This window comes from Streptomyces sp. NPDC050856 (genome assembly GCF_040653855.1).
Lineage (GTDB): Bacteria > Actinomycetota > Actinomycetes > Streptomycetales > Streptomycetaceae > Streptomyces.
The window spans coordinates 315,123-333,532 of record NZ_JBFAGV010000001.1 but is presented as its reverse complement, the minus strand read 5'-3'; the positions used below and the strand labels follow the sequence as shown (position 1 = coordinate 333,532).

Sequence of the window (18,410 nt, the reverse complement as noted above, 5' to 3'; positions counted from 1 at the left end):
TTGTCAGTAGTGACCGCCGTCCTCGATGTCGTTGCTGAGGGTGCGAGCGTCCCGCTCGTCACCCATGAGGCGGAGGCACTGCTCGTGGATGGCCCGCGAGCTGTCGGGGTGGGCCTTGATGTGGTCGGCGATGGCGACCACGGCACGGTGGAGGCGATCGCGCGCGTCGCGGGCCTCATAGAACGCTTCGACGGCCTCCTGGACGAGGCGCCGGCTATCGATGTCGAGCCCCTCCAGGGGCGGAGACATCAGCTCTTCGAGAGGGAGCTCGAAGACGCGGCTGAAGGCGAGGGCCTCATCGAGATTGATGCGCCGACGCGGCGTGCCGTTCTCGATGCGCCAGACCGCCGTCTGGTTCATCTTCACGCCGGCTCTGGTCACCCGATCCGCCAGCTCGGTCGTGCTCCACCCTCTGACCTCGCGCTCCAGGGCCACACGCGCGGCCACGTTCCCTTCGCTGTAGAGCAGCGGCACCTCGCCGCCTTCGGGCCTGTCGCCTGCCATCGAACCTCCATCATCACCGTCGCTATCCCAATTGAAACATGAGCTTCCCGATTTGGTTAACCGCCGATCCCGAGGTACAACTCTATGCATATCGAATCGCCACCTAGCCGAATGGGAATGCATGCGATACCTGACCACTGCCGAGGTCGCCGAGCGTTACCGCACAGCCGAGAGCACCGTCCGGTACTGGCGCCAGATCAAGAAGGGGCCGCGCGGGATCAAGGTCGGCAAGCGGGTGCTCTACCCCGAGGCGGAGCTCCTGCGCTACGAGCGCACGCTGATCGACGGCCGAGACGAGTGGGGCCTGGCCTCATGAGCCGCCGCCAGGCGCGGACACAGCAACGGCCCCCGGCGCGCCAACGCCGAGGGCCGGAGATTCCCCTGCACGTCGCCCATCCCTGCACGAACGAACCGGTGAGGGGCGGGACCTTGCCCGTCCCGTCCCTCACCTGAGAGGAACGTCGATGGAGGACTCTACGTCCCCCGCCACCTCGAACACATCCCGCAAGGTCGTCTGGCCTGCTGCTGCGGTCCCCGGCCAGGGCATCCCGTGGCTCGGTCCGGACCGAGCGGACGGCCGGTCCGCCTCTCCGGGGACCGGCGATCGACCGGACCGTGCCGCTGGTCCGGTCGGTCCGGGACCGGACCGACCCGCGACCGGAACCCGGACCGGAGTTCCGGACAACCCGGACCAGGAACCCGGACCGACGGAGAACGCGCAGCTCAACGGCCTACCGGACCGGACCGGGAACCCGGACCACGGCCCTGGTCCGGAAGCCGAGGACCGGACGGAGAGTTCCGGTCAGTCGGACAGCGAACCCGGACCGCCGGTCCCGGTGGGCCACGGTGCTCCGGGGACGGTCCCCGAACCCGGACCGGGAACTGGGGACCGCGAGCACGCCGGCCTCACGGCAGACCGGGACCAGGACGGGACCGCCGTACTGGACGACGTGCGTGCCGCGATCGGCCGGTACGTCGTACTGCCGAGCGAGGAGGCACTGACCGCGGTCACCCTCTGGGTGGCGGCCTCCCACATCCAGCCCGCCCTCCAGCACGCGCCGCGCCTGGCGGTGGTGGGGCCGACCAAGGGCTGTGGCAAGTCCCGCTCCTGGACGTGCTCCACGAGACCGTGTCCCGGCCGATGATGACGGTGAACACCTCACCGGCGGTGGTCTTCCGCGTCATCGGCGAGGACCCGCCGACGCTGCTGGTGGACGAGGCCGACACCATCTTCGGCCCCAAAGCCGGCGACAAGGAGGACCTGCGCGGCCTGCTGAACGCGGGGCACCAGCGCAACCGGCCCGCCTGGCGAATCTCCGGCCCGGAGCACAAGGCGACGGCGTTTCCCACCTTCGCCATGGCGGCGCTCGCCGGGATCGGCGACCTGCCAGACACGATCATGGACCGGGCGGTCGTGCTCCGCATGCAGAAGCGCAAGCCGGGTGAGCGCATAGCCCCGTTCCGCTCGCGGTATTCCGTCCCGGAACTGAACGCGCTGCGCGACCGTCTGACCACCTGGCTGGCCCCGCTGCGGAGCACCGCAGAGGGCTTGGTTCCGCAGATGCCGGTCGAAGACCGTGCCGCCGACACGTGGGAACCGCTGGTCATCGTCGCCGACCTGGCCGGCGGGCACTGGCCCTCTCGGGCCCGTGCGGCCTGCCTGGCGATGACCAGGAACGAGGTGGTCCAGGACGAGCAGACGACGCTGAAGACGCGGCTGCTGCGCGACATCCGCCGCGTGTTCGAGCAGCAGGGCGACACGGAGGCGCTGCGCAGCCATGACCTGCTCGCCGCCCTCGTCCAGGACGCCGAGGCGCCGTGGGCCGAATACGGGACGAAGGGCCTGAACGCCTACCACCTGGCCAACCTGCTGCGCGACTTCGGCATCAGCCCGGCCAACCACCGCTTCGAGAACGGCAGGCAGGCCAAGGCGTACGCCCGTAACCAGTTCCTCGACGCCTGGGCCCGCTACTGCCCCTACCCCGCCCAGTCGTCGCCCGCAGTCAGCGAGACCGGGCCCGCACGTCGGGCCCAGGGCAAGCCGCCGGCCCCTCCGTCGGGGACGCTACCCGTCGGCCCGCCCGGCGGGCCTGCCGGCCCCAGGCCCACGCGCTGACACCAGCTCCGTATCAATCCGTCGCATCCGTCCCCGCGCAGGTCAGCGCGGGGACGGAGTTTCTCTCCGATACGGATCGCTCCGTACCTGCGACCGCTTCCGTACCTGTCCTGACCAGCCACGGGACGGATGCAACGGACGTGACGAAGCCCCACCCCACACGACCACCGGAGCACCACCATGCCCGAAACGAGCACCGGCAACACCCCCATCCGCCGCCGCAAGGGATTCTTCGGCCTGACCCGCCGATCAGCAGCAAGCTGGAGCGAACGAGCCTCTAACGAGGCTTCGTCCGCGCTTGCCCCCGCCCCAGAGGTGGCGGAGGAGAAGGCCGGGCGCCAGGGGGCGCCCGAGCCGGAGGAGGGCATAGCCGAGACCAGTTGCCCGCCCGCAGCCGACTCCATCGCCTCTCGCATTCAGCCGCCGGCCGATGTCCACCCGCTCGTCGAGCAGCCCTCCCGGCGAGATCTCGACGCCCCCACCCTGCCCGCACTGATGAACCGCAAGCGCACCGTGGAGAAGCGCGACCAGGAGAAGACCATCCGCTTCACGCGAACCGCGGTCGGCGTGATCAGCGCCGCCGCTCACCAGCGCGGGCAGAAGTTCGCCGGATTCGTCGGAGACGCCGCCCTCGCCGTCGCCCTCGGCAAGGCGGGGCTGGTCGGCAGCCCGGAGGACGACCCGGTCCGCCCACTGATCGAGGCCGTCGAGGCACACACGGTCGCGCTGAACCGCATCGGCGGCAACCTCAACCAGATCACCGCAGCCATCCACCGAGGAACAGTGCCCGAGCGCGCCGAGGCGGTGCTGGACCGCGTCGAGCAAGCCGCCGAGAACAGCTACCGACTGATCGACCAGCTCCTGACGGAAGGCACCGCCCATGGTTCCTGACGTCTCCACCGGCTCCGACAGCCGCGGACTGATCGTCTACCTCTTCGGCCCTGGCCGCCGGGACGAACACACCGACCCTCACATCGTCGCCGCCTGGGACATGGCCGGCGCCCCAGACCCGGGCCGCAACCCGGCAGCCACCTACTCCCAGCTCGCCAAGCGCCTCGACCACCACGTCGACCTGCGCACCCGCGAGCTGGGCGGCAAGAAGCCACCTCAGCACGTCTGGCACTGCCCGGTCCGTACCGCGCCCGGCGACCGCTACCTCACCGACGCCGAGTGGGCCGAGGTCGCGCGCCGCATCGTGCACGCCACCGGCATCGCCCTCGAAGGCGATGAGAAGGCATGCCGGTGGATCGCGGTGCGCCATGCCGACGACCACATCCACATCATGGCCACCACCGTCCGCGCCGACGGGCGCCGCCCGCGCACCAACCGCGACGGACAGCGGGCCCAAGCCGAGTGCCGCAAGATCGAGGCCGAGTTCGGCCTGCGCCGCCTGAAGTCCGGTGACCTCACCGCGCCCCGCACTCCCACGGGCGCCGAACGCGCCAAGACCGAGCGCCAGGGCCAGACGGTCACGGCACGGCAGTGGCTGCGCGAGCAGGCGTACGCGGTCGCCGCCGCCGTACGAACCGAGGCCGACTACTTCACCGTGCTCCAGTCCCTCGGCATCAAGGTCAAGACCCGCCTCGGCTCCGAGACCGGCGACGTGATGGGCTACAGCCTCGCCGCCCCCGGCGACACCAACGCGGCCGGCGAACCCGTCTGGTACGGCGGCTCGAAGCTCGCCCCCGACCTCTCCATCAACCGCCTACGCGAACTCCTCCCCGACCAGGAGATGGCCGACCACCCGCGGTATGTGGCGGACCCCACGGACCCATGGCGCCGCACCACCATCGCCATCCACACAGCACGCACCGTCCTCGACTCCGATGACGATGCCGCCGCCCAGGGCCACCTGGCCGCCTTCGGTGACGCCCTGTACAACATCGCCAGCGCCACGACCGGCCCACACCGAGCGGAACTACGAGCGGCGGCCATGGCGTTCAACCGCGCCCGCCGCTCCGCCACCCGCGCCGACCACCAAGCCGCCACCGCCCTACGCAAGGCCGCCAAGGAACTCGCCTACGCCTCCAACGAGCCGGGCGGACTCGCTATTGCCCTGCTCTTCGCCACCATGCACCTGGCCCGCGCCGCCGCCAAGTGGCACGAACAGCGCGGCCACGAACAGCAGGCCGCTGCGGCCGAGGAAGCCCTCCGCCACCTCCAGGCGGGCTACCAGCAGGCCGCCCCACCCGTCCTGGCGGACTTGGCCCGCCGCGCACCACGAGCCGCGACCGCCCGCCGCTTCGAGCAGGACGTATGTGCGGCCCTCCCCGACCACGCCGACCGGATCCTCGCCGACCCCACTTGGACCGCCCTGACCACAACGCTCGCCCAGGCCGAGACCGCCGGCTACAACCCCCGTCACCTCCTGGCCGAGGTGGGCACCCAGCGAGAGCTCGACAGCGCCGAGCACCCCGCCGAGGTCCTGAACTGGCGCATCGCTGCTCGGCCGAACCGGCGGACGCAAGCCGCTCGCAGCCGAAGCACCACCAGCGGAACGCCGTCCATGTCCGCCACGCCGCGCCCTCCGGCCACACCAGCGGCCACGAGGCCCGAAGAGCGCAGTCGGCACCGCTGACCCCGGCCGGATGCCCCGCCACGCCTCGTGGCGGGGCATCGGGTCCGGCTCAACGGCAGAGCTTCATGATGGTGTCGTCGAAGTCAGGAAATTCCTGTGTGGCCTGCGCGGTGATCGCCGTTGCCGACGCGCGGCGGTCCGGAGCGAATTGCTGGGCGATGGCCGCCAGGTCGCGACTGGCCTGGGGAGCCCAATCAGGCTCGGGCTCGTACGACGTGGCTGCTTCCCACGGGCCGAAGCCGTCAGCCAGCAGCCACAAGAAGGCACCCAGGTCGCGAGCGACAACGCCTGTCTCCCCCTCGGAGCCCAGGAAGACAACGGGCTGCTCTACCAGTTCCCGACCTTCACGAACCAGCCACAACGCTGCGTTCCCGCCGGTGCCGTCCTGGCCAAAAACGCGGAAGGCGTCGCCGTTCAGCTCGCCGTTGCCGGTCCACGCGCGAAACCACTCGGTGGTCTCATCGGCGGTCAGGAAGGACTCGTAAGGCTCGAAGTCGACACCATCCTCGCCAATGCACTCGAGCCGGACCGCCATGGCAGCGGCGAGCGCGGCGGGGAACTGGCGGTCTCCGTTCACGGTCATGCGAACAGAGTAGTGATCGGCTTGGGGGCCAAGCTGCTGATAGTGCTGGCGGATCTCCAGCCGAGGTGCGCGTGGGGCATGCTGTCACGGTGAGTGAATCCTCAAACGAGTGGCAGGCTTGGTTGAACAGTCTGGACGCGCGTGAAAGGGCGGCAGCGGAGTCGCTGCGCGCGCGATTCGAAGCACTCGGCGCAGCCGATGCTGGCGACTGGGCCAAGTCGGAGATCTGCGAGGACCTTCCACACCTCGCGCGGTTCATGCTGCTGCGAAGTCTGTGGCGCGGTCCGATCGACGGTTGGGCCGATCCGGATGCCATCGATCAGCTTCCTGTCGCCCAGCGGCTTCTTGCTGCTGGGGCGAGCAAGGAGGATCTCGCTCGCCTGGCGCGAGCGGTCGCCTATGAGGCAGTGTTCGCAACGCTCGATGAGCTGGACACCGGGAATGATGTAAACGTATCGGGCATCGATGTCGGCTGGCTCGTCATGGAGTCAGCCGAAGACGGCGCCCCGACTGGTCGAGCCCTCTCGGGCCTACACGAAGATCTCTTGGCCATGGACCCGAGTGGGCGCGATGGAGCGGACTTGTGGGAGTAGCCCTGGTGCAGTGCCAGCAGCGCACCCTGATGCCCTCGCTGCTCGTGGCAGCTAGGGCATCAGTCGTCAGGCGGCGCGGGCTGTGCGTAACTGCGCGACCCACCTCGTGACCTCGGTCAGGTGCTCGGTCTGCAGCCCGAGGTGCGGGTCGGGCTGAATGAGGAGGGTCGCCGTTCCCTTCGCAGTGCGTTCCACCGCCCATTCATGGTCGAGGCCGGTGAAGTCGTCGTCGATCCACACAGCAGGGGCGTCGCCGAGCCAGGCGTCGACGTGGTCGCGCTTCCACAAGTAACCGTTGGGGTGGCTGGTGGTGATCTGCGGACGCGGCAGGTCGACGCACGGCAGCATCGGGAGGCCCAGGAGGGGCCCAATGAGGGTGGTGGCGTCCTGGCGCCAGCTGGTGCACCAGACGGGGGTGACCAGACCGGTGCGGATGACGTCCATGAGCAGGCGGCCGTGGTCGGAGTTGAGCCAGACGGTGACCGGGGTGTCGGCGCTGCGGCCGGTGGGGACGACGTCGTGGCGGGCGTGGGTGGCCGGGGTCGAGCCGTGCTTGTCGGGGAAGGGTATGAGGACGCCGTCGATGTCGAGGAGCAGGTAGGGCGTGCGCATCGGTCCTCCAGTGGTCGGATGAACGCGGCTGTCAGAGCTTGCGGGCGCGGATCAGCAGGGTGGTGGGCCAGTGGCCCATGCCGGGGTCGTGGAACTCCTGGGCCGAGGTGAGCCAGAAACCGGCCTGGCTGAGGTGCCTCCCCCAACGGTCGGTATCGAACTCCCAGCGGGCGATGGGGAGTCGTGTGCGGTCGGGCAGGGTGACGAAGTCGCGGCGGGGCCGGTCGTCGCCGGAGGGACTGCGGCCGCCGCGCTGCGGGTGGGGGACGGAGAAGGCGAGCACTCGCCCGGGCGTGAGGCGTTGGGCGATGGCCGGGAGCAGGAGCTCGGGGGCGACGAGACCGATGGCTCCGAAGACGGAGTAGATCGCGTCGAACTGTTCGTCGGAGGCGTGCAGGTAGTGCAGGGCGTGGCCGGCAACGAAGGTGAGGTTGTTCAGCCGTCCGTAGTGGGAGCGGGCGCGGCGGACTTGGAGGCCGACCAGGTCGACGCCGGTGACGGCGGCGCCGTGGCGGGTGGCGAGGTGGGCGGCGTTGTGGCCGGGGCCGCAGCCGAGTTCCAGGAGTCGCTTGCCGCGCAGGTCGGGGCCGAGGATCTCGGCTCCGGGACCTTGGCCGGGTCTCGTGGTCCATTCCATCCGGGCGGGTACGGCCAGAGGTTCGGCCAGTCCGGCGGCGGTGCGCTGGGCGGCGTGGGCGTGCCAGGGGGATGCCTGGGCGAGCACGTCAGATCTCCAGGAGGTGGAGGACGTCGGTGAGGTGGCGGCGGACGGCCTTGATGTAGGCGGGGTCGGTGGCCGGGTCGTTGATCCAGCGGATGGACTGCTCCATGAACCACTCGACGGCCCACATGCGGTGCCAGCCCAGGGCCCAGTTCTCGGCGGTGAGCCCGCCGCGCCGGGCGAGGGCGTCGGGGGTGCCGCCGGCGGTGACGTACTGCTCCAGGAAGACGCGCAGGCGCACGGGGTGCGGGGGCTCGATGGTGCCGTGCCAGCTGGCGAGGTCGAGCAGGCCGGGGCCCGTGAAGGCGCGGGCGAAGTCGAGCAGCCTCCAGCCGCGCTCGCCGATGTGGAGGCTGGTGGGGTGGAACTCGGAGTGCACCCAGCCGAACGGCTCCAGCGTCGCTCCGGCCGAGCGGGCCTCGGCGGCCTGGGCGATCCGGTCGAGCGCGTCCTCGACGTCGTCGGCCCCCTGCCATCGGTCGGCCTTGCGCAGCCGTTCGAGGTGCTCCAGCGCCCGGGCCGGGAGCGTCCGCAGCCGCTCCTGGTCGAGGACGGGCAAGGGCGGAGCCGTACGGGTTCCGTGCAGGATTACGGCCGCGGCGACGCCGTCGAGGTCGTCGGCCTCGCGGACGGACGGTCCGAGGTCCTCCATGAGCATGCCGAGCCAGCCGTCCAGGACGGCGGAGGCGTGGACCTGGGGGACGGGTACACCGAGGGTATGGGCCAGGCGGAGGGCCTGGTCCTCGCTGTCGAAGGGCTTCTTGGCGTACTTGAAGATGGCCGTGGAGCCGTCGGGGAAGGTCACGCGCTCGACGCCGGACATGGACCACACACGCTCCTCCTCCCGTACGGCGGTGGTCTGGCCGGTCGCGGTGAGCAGGTTGTCGAGGAGTTCGGCGCTGGGGTTCGTGGTCACGTGGGGCTCCGGGGAGGGGTGGTGGCGTCCGGGGCGGGCGAGGGATGCCGGCCCGCCCCGGAGCCTGATCGGGTGGGTTACGCGGCGGAGTTCACGCGGTGGGCGTAGACCTGCTCGATCCAGCCCGCCTTGAACGCGGCGAGGTCGTCGCGGAAGTTCGCCATCGAGGCACCGTAGGGCGCGACCACGCCGCCGGACTGGTCCGGCACGGACTGGCAGCCGTGCACGAGCCGGCCGCCGAGCGCGGCGTGCGCCTTGATGGACTCGATGCGGCGGTGCTCGTTGAACCAGCCGCCGTGGTAGACCTCGTCGAGCATCTCGCCCATCTCGTCGTCCAGGTCGAAGACGACGGAGGTGGCGGCGGGGAAGAACCAGCACGGGCCAACGTTGGAGATGTGCCCGTCCAGCTCGACCTTGTTGAGCGCCATGAGCGTGGCCGCCTCGCGCAGCATCCGCAGATGGTCAGCGGTGATCTGCGGCAGACCGAGGCCGGCCAGGTGCTCGTCGCGGAAGAGGTACGCGTACACCTCGTACGCGGTGGCCAGGACACGGGCCGCGTCGGACGTGGACTCGCTGTGCTGCTTGATGAAGTCGAGCGCGAGCTGCTCGACCGCGCTCTCGGTCGTCTCGTCCACGTCCAGGAGCTGGGACTTGACCAGCTCCCAGTCGGCGACGAGCCAGGTGTTCGACTCGAAGCGGAAGAAGTACTCGGCCGGGTCGATGGTGATGCGCCGGCCGTCGACCTGGACGCCGGGCAGGCGGCTCCAGCGCGGGTCGAACGCCTCGGGCAGCTCGACCGTGATGGCCGTGGTGTCGATGGTGGTCACCGTGTCTCCGTCTCTGATTGGCCGGTCTCGGGCACAGGAATGCCCGAGCCTGGTGTGGGCGTACGGAACTTCGGGGTGCCGCCCGGACCCAAGGGGGAGCCTGGATCACGGTCGCGCCGTTCCGGGCGGCTGCTGATAAGTGAACCGGTGGTCACGCTCAGTGGGTACGGTGGAAGGCAGTTGAAGCGGTATACGCGGTTTACAGCTCCGGAGTGGAGGCGATCGTGGCGGCGCAGAGAGACCCCAATTCCCGTCTGCGCGACGTCATCGCGGCGGTCGACTGCACCTACGAGGCCCTCGCCAGAGACGTGCGGCGCATCGCGGCCGAGAACGGCGAGATCCTCCAGACCAACAAGTCGGCCATCTCGCACTGGGTGAACGGCACCCGCGCCCCGTCGGGCCGGGTAGGTCAGTACCTGGCCGAGGCGCTGTCCCGCCGAGCGGGGCGCACGGTCTCCCAGACCGAGATCGGCCTCCAGGCCAGCGATGACGAAGCGCCGGCGGAATCCGACCCTGTCCTCGCCGCCACCGACCTGGGCCGCGCCGACGTCGAGCGCCGCCGCTTCCTCGCCATCGCGGCCTTCACCACCGCCGGCGTCGCCATGCCGCTCGGATACGACCACGAAGCCACTGCCCGCATGCTCCGCGCCCGCACCGGCACGTCCCTGGTCGGCGCGGAGGACGTGGACGTCGTACGGCAGATCACCGCGGCCTTCAGCGCCGCCGACGAGCGCCTCGGCGGCGGGCACGGCCTGACCACCGTCACCGCGTACCTCGCCGACACCGCCGCCCCCATGCTGCGAGGACGCTTCCCCAGCGAAGCCTTACGCCGGGCCGCCTTCGGCGCCGTCGCCGAACTCGCCTACCTCGCAGGATGGAAGCACCACGACCTCGGCCAAGAAGGCGCCGCCCAGCGCTACTACCAGGTCGGCTACAAGCTCGCCTGCGAAGCCGACCCCCACGGCCACGCCGCCTGGATGATGCGCGCCCTCGCCCACCAGGCCCTCAGCCTCAAGCAGCCCCACCACTGCGTCGACCTCGTCGAAGGCGCCCTCCGCACAGGTCTCGGCCACGTCGACGGCCAGACCGAAGCGCTCCTCCATATCACGCACGCCCGCGCCTACGCCGCGGTCAACGAGAACCCCTTGGCCGCGCGCGCCCTACTCGCCGCCGAGGACGCCCTCCTACGAGACGACGGCCCCCAGCCCAGCTACTCCCGCGTGAGCGGCCCCGCCGCTGGCACCGTGGCCAGCCACACCGCCCGCACCCTGACGGACCTCGCCGACCACATCGGCACGGAGCAGCAGCACCGGGACGCCCTCACACGCTGGGACCCCCAGAAGTACAAGCGCGTCCACGCCCTCACCCACGCCGACCTCGGCGACAGCCTCGCCGCCCAGGCCCGCGCCGACGAAGCCGTCGCCGCCTGGACCCAGGCCCTCGTGCTCATGGAGGGCATGACCTCCGACCGGACGCGCAAGGCGATCACCTCGATCCGTTCCACTCTGGCGATCTACCAGAGGCGCAAGGTACCCGGTGCCGCCGATCTCGCCCGCCGTGCTCGTGAGGCCCTCGCCTAACATGCCCAACAACCCGCCCGACGAAGGGAACACCGTGACCCAGCAGACCGACGACCAGCCCAAGGCCCTGAAGCCGGCGCTCGAATCCATGACCCTGCTGGTCGCCGCCGTCATCGTCCACGACAAGGCGACCAACCGCGTCGTCCTCCTCCAGCGCAGCGAGAACGCCAAGTTCGCCCAGGGCCTGTGGGACCTCCCCGTCGGCAAGAGCGAACCGGGCGAACCCATCACGGAGACGGCAGTCCGCGAGCTCTACGAGGAGACGGGCCTCACGGTGAAGCCCGAGTCCCTCAAGGTCGCCCACATCATCCACGGCGCCTGGGGCGTCGAGGCCCCCAACGGCTTCCTCACCGTCGTCTTCGCCGCCCACGACTGGTCCGGCAAACCAGAGAACCGCGAACCGCGCAAGCACGCCCAAGTCCGCTGGGTTGACGCCGACACCATCCCCGAAAACTTCGTGGACACCACCGCCAGCGCGCTCCGCCGCTATCTCTCCGACGGTCCCGAAGTATCCCTCGACGGCTGGCGGTAGACCTACCGGAGCCAATCTCCCGGTCTCGGTCCTCACGTCCGGCTCGCCGCAACAGCGGTTCTGAACGGCGAAAACCAACTCCGCACCTCTCAGAGCAGAGCGCGTTCAGTTCGAGTCCTCTACTGTCCGCACGCCGGCTAGTGTTTCCAGTCTCTCAACAATGCTGCGCCATTCATCGATAATCACGGCTGGGGCATCCACCATGCTCGACCTGCCATGCAGAATGTCCGATGCCCGACCATAAACATGCCTAACTAGACGCACCAAGCCGACCGCTTCCAGTACATTTTCTGGAGGGACTAGGGCGATCACCATAGAGAGCCGCCCCGTCACGTTATTAATGTACAGAAGTGGATTCTCTGGCTGGCATACCCGATGGTATGCCTCGATAGTTGCCAACTCGATGCGAAGCCTCAACTCAAAAACTTCAATGCGCCGCCGAGATGCACCGTCAAGCTTCACGAGAAGACCCAGCCAGTGATCAATGCGCACCCTTCTCGCGCCTTATCGATTTCCAAGTTCAGATCCGCTTTCGCGTCATCCGATCCGTGGACTGCCTTGTTCCAACCACGCAGGTACGGTCCACAAATCCCGTTGAATTCATCGATCGGGTTTTTGCCAGCATGGGTCGCATTAATCAACCCTTCTGCGAAAGCCACCCTTTTCAAGGTGTTATCGAGCAGATCGATCGATTCGAGGTTGCGCGCCACATCCTGCCCTCGCGCCAACGAGTAGCGGACAACGCAGGAATGCAGGGCATGGTCAACCGCCTGCCTACACAGCCCTCTCACAACCTGACCTTCAGTCAAATAGGCAGTGGGAGACGCCCGTGGCGCCCAAGTGACGATGTTTCGGGCATCATCCAGCAATACTCTCCACATCTCGTCCGTCGACTCGATGTCGATTTCACCTTTCTCGACATCACGGCTCACTCTCCAAGCTTGTCCGTTTACCGCCCGAGCAAGGAGATGCTGCTTCAAGCGCTCATCATGAGTAAAAACTATCACTCGTCGCTCGGAACTGAGATCGACCAAAACCGACGCCAGACGGTCAACTCGAATCTCATCAAAAGCATGAACAGGGTCATCCAGAATCAAGAAAGAGAACGGCCCGGACTCGGCAGTAGAGAGCAACGGAGCAAGTAGAAAAGCGTTTCTCTGCCCAGCGCTCAGCATTGACAGCTGCAATTCTTGACCACTCGAATTGCTTACGCTTACATCAGCCCGGGTTGTCGTCAGGTGAATTCCGTTCAAGTAGATCCCAACATCCTCCAGCAGCTGCCTGACTCGCTTATCCGCCCTCTCCTTGAAGCGTTCAGTCCGCTCTTTGCGCAGCTTGTCGGCGAGAGTCGTAGAGCACTTCTTAGTCTCTTGCCACAGAGCGCTTTCCTTAGCTGTTTCCTGCTCCGTCCGCCACACATGCAGGAAGTTTTCAAGAGCCCCCCTGCGCTCACGAAGCCACTTACGTGTCACCTCGCTTGCTTCGACCGCCACGCCACTCGCCTCGCCCCAGCCGGCGGTATTAGTGGAGTTCCTCAAGGCCAGGAATGCGTCCCGTACCTCCAATGCAGGCCGACTCCCGTGGTAACTCATTGCAGTGCGAAGGCGCTCTGCAACTGCCGCTGCACTCGCCGATGCAGTCCTGTGAGCGCCACTTGACGAATGGATCAACTCAAGAACTTCTGCGACGTGACTCACAACAGCAGAAGCATCCCTGAGTTCACTCAATGCATCACGCATCTCTTCGTGGATTGGCGCCAGTTCAGCGTGCCGCTCCACATTCTCATGCAGAGTCTGCACCCAATTATCAACTGCCGAATTACAAACGGGGCATGCTGAGCCCGGTGCAACCTCAACAGCATCTTTGTAAAGCGCGTCCAAATGCTGAGAGATTCTCGGACTCGTCAGCTCAGGGACGCCCTCCAGCTTCTGGAATGCAGCATCCACGGACGACAGTGACAACCTCAGGCGTTCCACGTCTGCACTGGTTACTTCTACCGTCGGCAAACCACCGTCTACGAGCTTGTGACTAATCAGCCAGCCCTCGATGCTGTCGGTAATTTCCGGCCAGGAGACATCTTCTATATCGACCGCCGGCTCCTTGAGGCGAAATAGACGGTCAACTTCGGCGACTCGAACCTTTCCATCCCTGAGGGCGACATCGATCTTCTTCTTACTAGTAGAGGCAGCCTCACTCAGCTCGGAAACCAGCGCCTCCAGATGCGTGAAAGCCCCGCCCAGCGCGAGAAGATTGGCAATGTAACGCTGCAAATCATTGCTCTGCTGGACTCGCCTTTCCACCTCTGCGTAGGAAAAGACGGGCGGATGCCCTTCCAGTGCGTGACGCCATGTGCTTCCCATGTCAACACGGCGCACTTCCGCAGAGGAGGTCTTCCATTCGCCGTAGGCGTCGCTAACTTCACCGCCGTCGGTGAGTACGCACTTCAAGGTCAGCTCTTCACCCGTTCGTACGAGTGTGACCTCCGCCCACGATTTCGAACTGTCACGGGCCCGATTAATCTTTTCCCAGAGCGGATCGAACTTGCTTCGCCCCGTCGGCGCGGCTACCTCAGTCCACCATCCTGTCTTGCCTGACATCGCGGTACGAATCCCATCAGCAATGGTCGACTTGCCGGATCCGTTCGGGCCGTGATAAATGCTGATTCCAGGAGAAGGATCGATCGTCATGGAGAGCTCAGACGTAGTCCCCTGGAACCCACAGAGACGCAACCCCTTGATACTCCAGGCTTCGCCCTGAGTAGGATCGAGTGCGCCTGAGTTCTCACCCTGAAGTTGGTTAAGCAACGCCCGAAGGTTTTCCCATCCCGCCTTCGTCTTTGTAGCGCCGGCCTGCATCCTCGCGGCAGCTTCAGCAAGGTCGGCATAGGTGAGCAGAGAAAGCTTGTGCCCCGCACCACTGCGCTTCCTGCTCTCCGGAACTGCCGCATCAGGGGTTTGGTTGTTCATGACGGTCATGCCGACTCCACTGCATGGTGCTCGTGCCGCATGTAGGGACGTAATGCTAGCTGTGTGACGGGGCAGAAGTATGGGGTTTTTTGGAGCCCCTCAGCATCCACGACGCATTTATGCCTTTAGCTGGCTACGTTCCTATTTCTTACGTTGTGACCCATATGATGCTGGTCGTTCCACTCGCCGGGTTCACATCAGACAGCGGAGGATCGCCTTGAGGGTGCGGGCGCCTGGCTCAGGATGCATCGACGTCGCTGCTATTTCGTGAGCGCCCGGAGTCCGCACACAGTCCGCAGGACACCCGATCAGGACCGTCGCACCCCATCGCCAGTCAACAGCAAAAGGCCAGGTCAGCGACCTACAGGAGAGATCCCCGCAGGTCACCGACCCGGCCCGTTACTAGGGAGACCAAGAAGGCCTGATCGTCCTCGGACGATCGGCCGGAGGCCCGCGGTTCCGCCGCGGCTCAGAGGCACCGGGAAAGCGGCCCGCCCATCCGAGATGGGCGGGCCGTCCGGCGTCCCGGTGAGCATCCGCGAGACCGTCCGGGAGACGGGACCGGGCTGAGCGCCCGACGCTCCGCCTTCCGGCCGCCCGCGCGTCCGGGCCACGTCGGCCGGGCCACCTCTTCCGGCCCGATCCGGCGCGGGATCAGGGACCGGGCCGTATCGCCCGCGGAACCCGGAGGGTCCAGCATGGAAGAGGAACCACAGCCACGAGGACCTGGAGGTGTGGGAGTCATGGGAACGTACATGGACGTCCACCACGGGATGAAGGGCATCACGTCGGAGCAGTTGCGGGAGGCCCACCGGGCGGACCTCGCCGTCGAGAAGGAGGAAGGGGTCCACTTCGAACGGGCCTGGGCGGACCCGGAGTCGGGAACGATCTACTGCCTGTCCACCGGCCCGTCGGCCGAGGCGGTGCAGCGCGTCCACGAACGGACAGGCCACGCCGCGGACGAGATCCACGAGGTGCCGCTGTCGGTGTGACGGACCCGGCGGTGTCCCTGACCTCGGCCCGCAGGGGTGCCCTCACCCCGGACCGGGGAGTGACCTTTTCTTGCTCGTGTGCGACGTGATCATCGGGCTCGGCGCCCTACGGCGAGCGGGACAGGCTCGGCATCGGGCGGCTTGCGCACCGGCGCGGTCCCGGCCGTCCTGACAGGCGTGGCAGCCGGGCTTTCGCCGCCGGTACCGTCCAACGGCATCGGTGCCTCGGCCGGTAGCCGCTCGGGCCGGCGCCGGCGCGTGGGTCCACCCCGGCCGTCGCGGGGAGCTCACCTCGCGGCTGGCAGCCGCACCCGGCGGCTGGGGCCCGAATGGCGCCGCCCCCGCGGGAAGCAGGCCACTGTGGGGCGCCGGTACGCGCATCGCCGAACGGCCCGCGCGCTCCCGACGGTCGGCAGGCGCCGGTGACCGCTGAAACATGCCTGCCGCCCGGAGCGTTGGGACTTCTTTCGTGCACGGATCCGGCAACTGCCTGCGCCCGCCGTGTCGTTGCCGGTACGTTCACCATCCCCCCCACACCACCGTCACCACCGCACTCAGGGGACACCGTGAACCAGCCGCCGCCCGACCACCAGCCCTACCCGTCCCAGCAGCCCCACCCCCAGCCGCCGGGATGGGGCACTCCCCCGCCGGAGCCCAAGAAGAGCAGCGCGGGGAAGATCGCCGGGATCGGCTGCCTCGGCGTCGTCGCCCTCGTCGTCGTCATCGGTGCCATCAGCGCAGCCGTCGGTGGCGGCACCGACACCAGCGACAAGGGCTCCGGCGCCCCGGCCACCACCCGCTCCGTACCGACTCCGGCCGAGAAGGCGCCAGCCGCCGAGCGCAAGGAACTGTCGCAGACGGACCAGTTCAAGGCGTTCGTCGCCAAGAGCGGCACCGCCGCCGAGAAGGCCGCCGCCAAGCACGTCACGCGGGTGCAGGGCGCGGGCGAGCAGAACAATGTCCTGGACGCGGCCGAGATCCACACGGACTACACCGGTGGTCTCCTCGGCCCGCACGGTGGGGACGGCAAGCTCCTCGCAAGCGTCTTCGCCGAGTGGAAGACCTCGAAGAACGGTCTCGTCACCGTGTACGACGGCGGCGGGGAGATCCTCGCCAACGGAAAGTTCTAGGCCCTACAGCAGCGGGGTCACCCGTGACCACCGCGACGAGTGGCGTCCGCTGAGTGCGGGGGAGGATCCGCCCCCCGTCAGTTTCGCGGGGCAGCGTGAGCGCCTCGGCCGGCGTACGGGTCCCGGGTACCCGGCTTCAGGCAGACACGGGCAGTCGCCGCCCGGGCCGGGTCCGGCCCGGGCGGCGGACGGGTTCCCTGACCGGCTCGAGGTACCGGTGCCCGTCCCCGGGCCGCGCCCATGGCGAGCCTTCCAGGAGTTCCGGCCCGGCTCGCGTCACGCTGGTTACACCCTCGTGTGGGTGAATGCCACGAACGTGCGCCGCCTGCGCGCCCCCGCCCCGTAACCTGCCCGCGTGACCGGATTTGCTGATGAGGCCCGCTCCAGAGCCGCCCGCCTGATCCGCATGGCCCGCACCGACGACCCTCGGCTACGCGACCGGCTGATCCAGTACGCGGCGACCACGCCCGACCCGCCTCTCATGGGCCCCGACGGCATCCAGACCACCGGTTGCCCCAGTTGCGCCTCCACCATGTGGCGCCAGCGGGACCTGTGGGTGTGCGCCTCCTGCGGGCGGATCGAGGACGCCTGAACGCTCTGCCCCCTGTGCGCCTCGACGGCGTACGAAAGGGGTGGCGGCCGCCTGTACCGCCGCCGGTGCCCCGGGCACATCGGCCCGGGCGGACGGGCCGCCGACCGATGTCCAGCCGTGCGCGCGGCGCGCGCAGACGCTCCGGCGTCCGTTCCCGCGCCGGCGTGACATCGGCCTGCCCTGTCCGCCCGGGTGCGGGTGGCGCCGCGGTTCAGGCCGCGTGCGGGAGCGGGCTGCCGTGGCGCAGCAGCCACTGGCGGTACGCCGGGATGCGCAGCGCCGCCTCGCGGTACGCCGCCGCCAGTTCCTCGTAGACCGCGTCCGCCCCGGTGCCCGGGCGGCTGTACAGCAGCAGGCGCACGGCCAGCGGGTCGCCCCGTAACGGGCGGATCGCCATGTCGTCACGGGGGCCGGAGGTCGGCTGGCAGGGGGCGACCGCCTCGCCGGCCACGATGAGGGACGCCGCCGTGTGGTAGTCCCCGTGCAGGACGGGCGGGTCGATGCCGGCGGCGGCCAGCACCCGGCGCAGCCCGTCCCACTCGCCGTCCACCGTCGGGTCGACCATCCACCGGTCACCGGCCAGGTCCGCCAGGTCCACGACGGGCGCGGCGGCGGCCGGGTGGTCCAGGGACAGGGAGACGAACTGGGGCTCCCGCTCGACCAGCACCCGTCGCTCCAGCCCGTCCGGGACGCGCAGCGGGCTGCCCTCCACCTCGTGGACGAACGCGACGTCGAGCTGCCCGGCGGCGAGCGCCCGCAGCAGGGCGTTGGCCGAGACGTCCATGTGCAGCGGGATGTCGGTGCCCGGCAGCCGCTGGCGCAGCCGGCGCAGCCAGCCCGCCAGGGCGCGGCTGGCGGTCGAGCCGACCCGCAGCCGCGTGCCGTCGGCGTGCCCGGCGGCCGCCCGGGTCTCGGTGACGAGCTGGGCCATCTGGGCCACCAGGGGCCGGGCGCGGCTGAGCACGGCACGGCCCAGCGGGGTGGGCCGGCAGCCGCTGCGCTCCCGTGCGAAGAGCTGGGCGCCCAGGGCGTTCTCGATGCGCCGCAGCTGGGTCGTCAAGGACGGCTGGCTGGTGCCGAGTTGCCGCGCGGCCTTGTGCAGGCTGCCCGTGTCGGCGATGGCGCACAGCACCCGCAGATGTCTCACCTCCAGCTCCATGGGCCGAGA

The 18,410-nt window shown here is 68.6% G+C and carries 17 protein-coding genes and 1 pseudogene; 10 read left to right on the top strand and 8 right to left on the bottom strand.

What is annotated here, in order from left to right; translation table 11 throughout:
* Window positions 1-3: 3 nt before the first annotated feature.
* Window positions 4-504, bottom strand: a complete 501-nt coding sequence (locus tag AB0H53_RS01525; RefSeq protein ID WP_030207231.1) for a helix-turn-helix transcriptional regulator — start codon at window positions 502-504, stop codon at window positions 4-6.
* A 121-nt stretch (window positions 505-625) separates the two neighbouring features.
* Between AB0H53_RS01525 and AB0H53_RS01520 the strand changes: the two genes are divergently transcribed.
* The 4 genes and pseudogenes from AB0H53_RS01520 (at window position 626) to AB0H53_RS01505 (ending at window position 5,198) form a co-directional block, all read left to right on the top strand.
* Window positions 626-820, top strand: a complete 195-nt coding sequence (locus tag AB0H53_RS01520; RefSeq protein ID WP_030207232.1) for a helix-turn-helix domain-containing protein — start codon at window positions 626-628, stop codon at window positions 818-820.
* A 520-nt stretch (window positions 821-1,340) separates the two neighbouring features.
* Window positions 1,341-2,620: pseudogene (locus tag AB0H53_RS01515) on the top strand (DUF3631 domain-containing protein).
* A gap of 315 nt (window positions 2,621-2,935) precedes the next feature.
* The gene (locus tag AB0H53_RS01510) at window positions 2,936-3,511 is read left to right on the top strand and encodes a hypothetical protein (protein WP_362105647.1); all 576 of its coding nucleotides are present in this window, start codon (window positions 2,936-2,938) and stop codon (window positions 3,509-3,511) included.
* Window positions 3,501-5,198, top strand: coding sequence for a mobilization protein (locus tag AB0H53_RS01505; protein WP_362105395.1), 1,698 nt, complete (start codon window positions 3,501-3,503; stop codon window positions 5,196-5,198). Before AB0H53_RS01510 ends, AB0H53_RS01505 begins: the two co-directional genes overlap by 11 nt.
* 49 nt (window positions 5,199-5,247) lie before the next feature.
* On the opposite strand, the gene AB0H53_RS01500 is transcribed toward AB0H53_RS01505, so the two are convergent.
* Window positions 5,248-5,781: an SMI1/KNR4 family protein gene (locus AB0H53_RS01500; RefSeq protein ID WP_362105392.1), complete on the bottom strand. Its 534-nt coding sequence runs from the start codon at window positions 5,779-5,781 to the stop codon at window positions 5,248-5,250.
* 89 nt (window positions 5,782-5,870) lie between these two features.
* Between AB0H53_RS01500 and AB0H53_RS01495 the strand changes: the two genes are divergently transcribed.
* Window positions 5,871-6,374 (top strand): hypothetical protein, encoded by a 504-nt coding sequence (locus AB0H53_RS01495; RefSeq protein ID WP_362105389.1) that lies wholly within the window; start codon window positions 5,871-5,873, stop codon window positions 6,372-6,374.
* Between the two features lie 66 nt (window positions 6,375-6,440).
* Here the strand turns inward: AB0H53_RS01495 and AB0H53_RS01490 are convergent, their stop codons facing one another.
* The 4 genes from AB0H53_RS01490 to AB0H53_RS01475 form a co-directional block, all read right to left on the bottom strand.
* Entirely contained in the window at window positions 6,441-6,986 is a 546-nt protein-coding gene (locus AB0H53_RS01490; RefSeq protein ID WP_362105386.1) for an HAD domain-containing protein, read from the bottom strand.
* 31 nt (window positions 6,987-7,017) lie between these two features.
* A complete protein-coding gene (locus AB0H53_RS01485) occupies window positions 7,018-7,710 on the bottom strand; it encodes a class I SAM-dependent methyltransferase (protein ID WP_362105383.1) in 693 nt (230 codons plus the stop codon).
* 1 nt (window position 7,711) lies between these two features.
* Entirely contained in the window at window positions 7,712-8,623 is a 912-nt protein-coding gene (locus AB0H53_RS01480; protein WP_362105380.1) for an aminoglycoside phosphotransferase family protein, read from the bottom strand.
* 77 nt (window positions 8,624-8,700) lie between these two features.
* Entirely contained in the window at window positions 8,701-9,450 is a 750-nt protein-coding gene (locus AB0H53_RS01475) for a hypothetical protein (protein WP_362105377.1), read from the bottom strand.
* 224 nt (window positions 9,451-9,674) lie between these two features.
* Between AB0H53_RS01475 and AB0H53_RS01470 the strand changes: the two genes are divergently transcribed.
* Together AB0H53_RS01470 and AB0H53_RS01465 are read left to right on the top strand one after the other, a co-directional pair.
* Window positions 9,675-11,030 carry a tetratricopeptide repeat protein gene (locus AB0H53_RS01470; protein WP_362105374.1) on the top strand — a complete coding sequence of 452 codons (1,356 nt, stop codon included), beginning with the start codon at window positions 9,675-9,677 and terminating at the stop codon, window positions 11,028-11,030.
* A gap of 1 nt (window position 11,031) precedes the next feature.
* Window positions 11,032-11,562 carry an NUDIX domain-containing protein gene (locus AB0H53_RS01465; RefSeq protein ID WP_053637098.1) on the top strand — a complete coding sequence of 177 codons (531 nt, stop codon included), beginning with the start codon at window positions 11,032-11,034 and terminating at the stop codon, window positions 11,560-11,562.
* Between the two features lie 458 nt (window positions 11,563-12,020).
* Here the strand turns inward: AB0H53_RS01465 and AB0H53_RS01460 are convergent, their stop codons facing one another.
* A complete protein-coding gene (locus AB0H53_RS01460; protein ID WP_362105371.1) occupies window positions 12,021-14,537 on the bottom strand; it encodes an AAA family ATPase in 2,517 nt (838 codons plus the stop codon).
* A 734-nt stretch (window positions 14,538-15,271) separates the two neighbouring features.
* Between AB0H53_RS01460 and AB0H53_RS01455 the strand changes: the two genes are divergently transcribed.
* The 3 genes from AB0H53_RS01455 to AB0H53_RS01445 all read left to right on the top strand — a co-directional run bounded on the left by AB0H53_RS01455 (window position 15,272) and on the right by AB0H53_RS01445 (window position 17,242).
* Complete coding sequence (locus AB0H53_RS01455; protein ID WP_362105368.1) at window positions 15,272-15,520, top strand: SCO4226 family nickel-binding protein; 249 nt, start codon at window positions 15,272-15,274, stop codon at window positions 15,518-15,520.
* Window positions 15,521-16,086: 566 nt separating this feature from the next.
* Window positions 16,087-16,650 carry a hypothetical protein gene (locus AB0H53_RS01450; protein WP_362105365.1) on the top strand — a complete coding sequence of 188 codons (564 nt, stop codon included), beginning with the start codon at window positions 16,087-16,089 and terminating at the stop codon, window positions 16,648-16,650.
* A 355-nt stretch (window positions 16,651-17,005) separates the two neighbouring features.
* Complete coding sequence (locus AB0H53_RS01445) at window positions 17,006-17,242, top strand: hypothetical protein (protein WP_362105362.1); 237 nt, start codon at window positions 17,006-17,008, stop codon at window positions 17,240-17,242.
* Between the two features lie 211 nt (window positions 17,243-17,453).
* Here AB0H53_RS01445 and AB0H53_RS01440 read toward each other — a convergent pair whose 3' ends face one another.
* The gene (locus AB0H53_RS01440; protein ID WP_362105359.1) at window positions 17,454-18,401 is read right to left on the bottom strand and encodes a LysR family transcriptional regulator; all 948 of its coding nucleotides are present in this window, start codon (window positions 18,399-18,401) and stop codon (window positions 17,454-17,456) included.
* Between the last annotated feature and the right edge of the window lie 9 nt (window positions 18,402-18,410).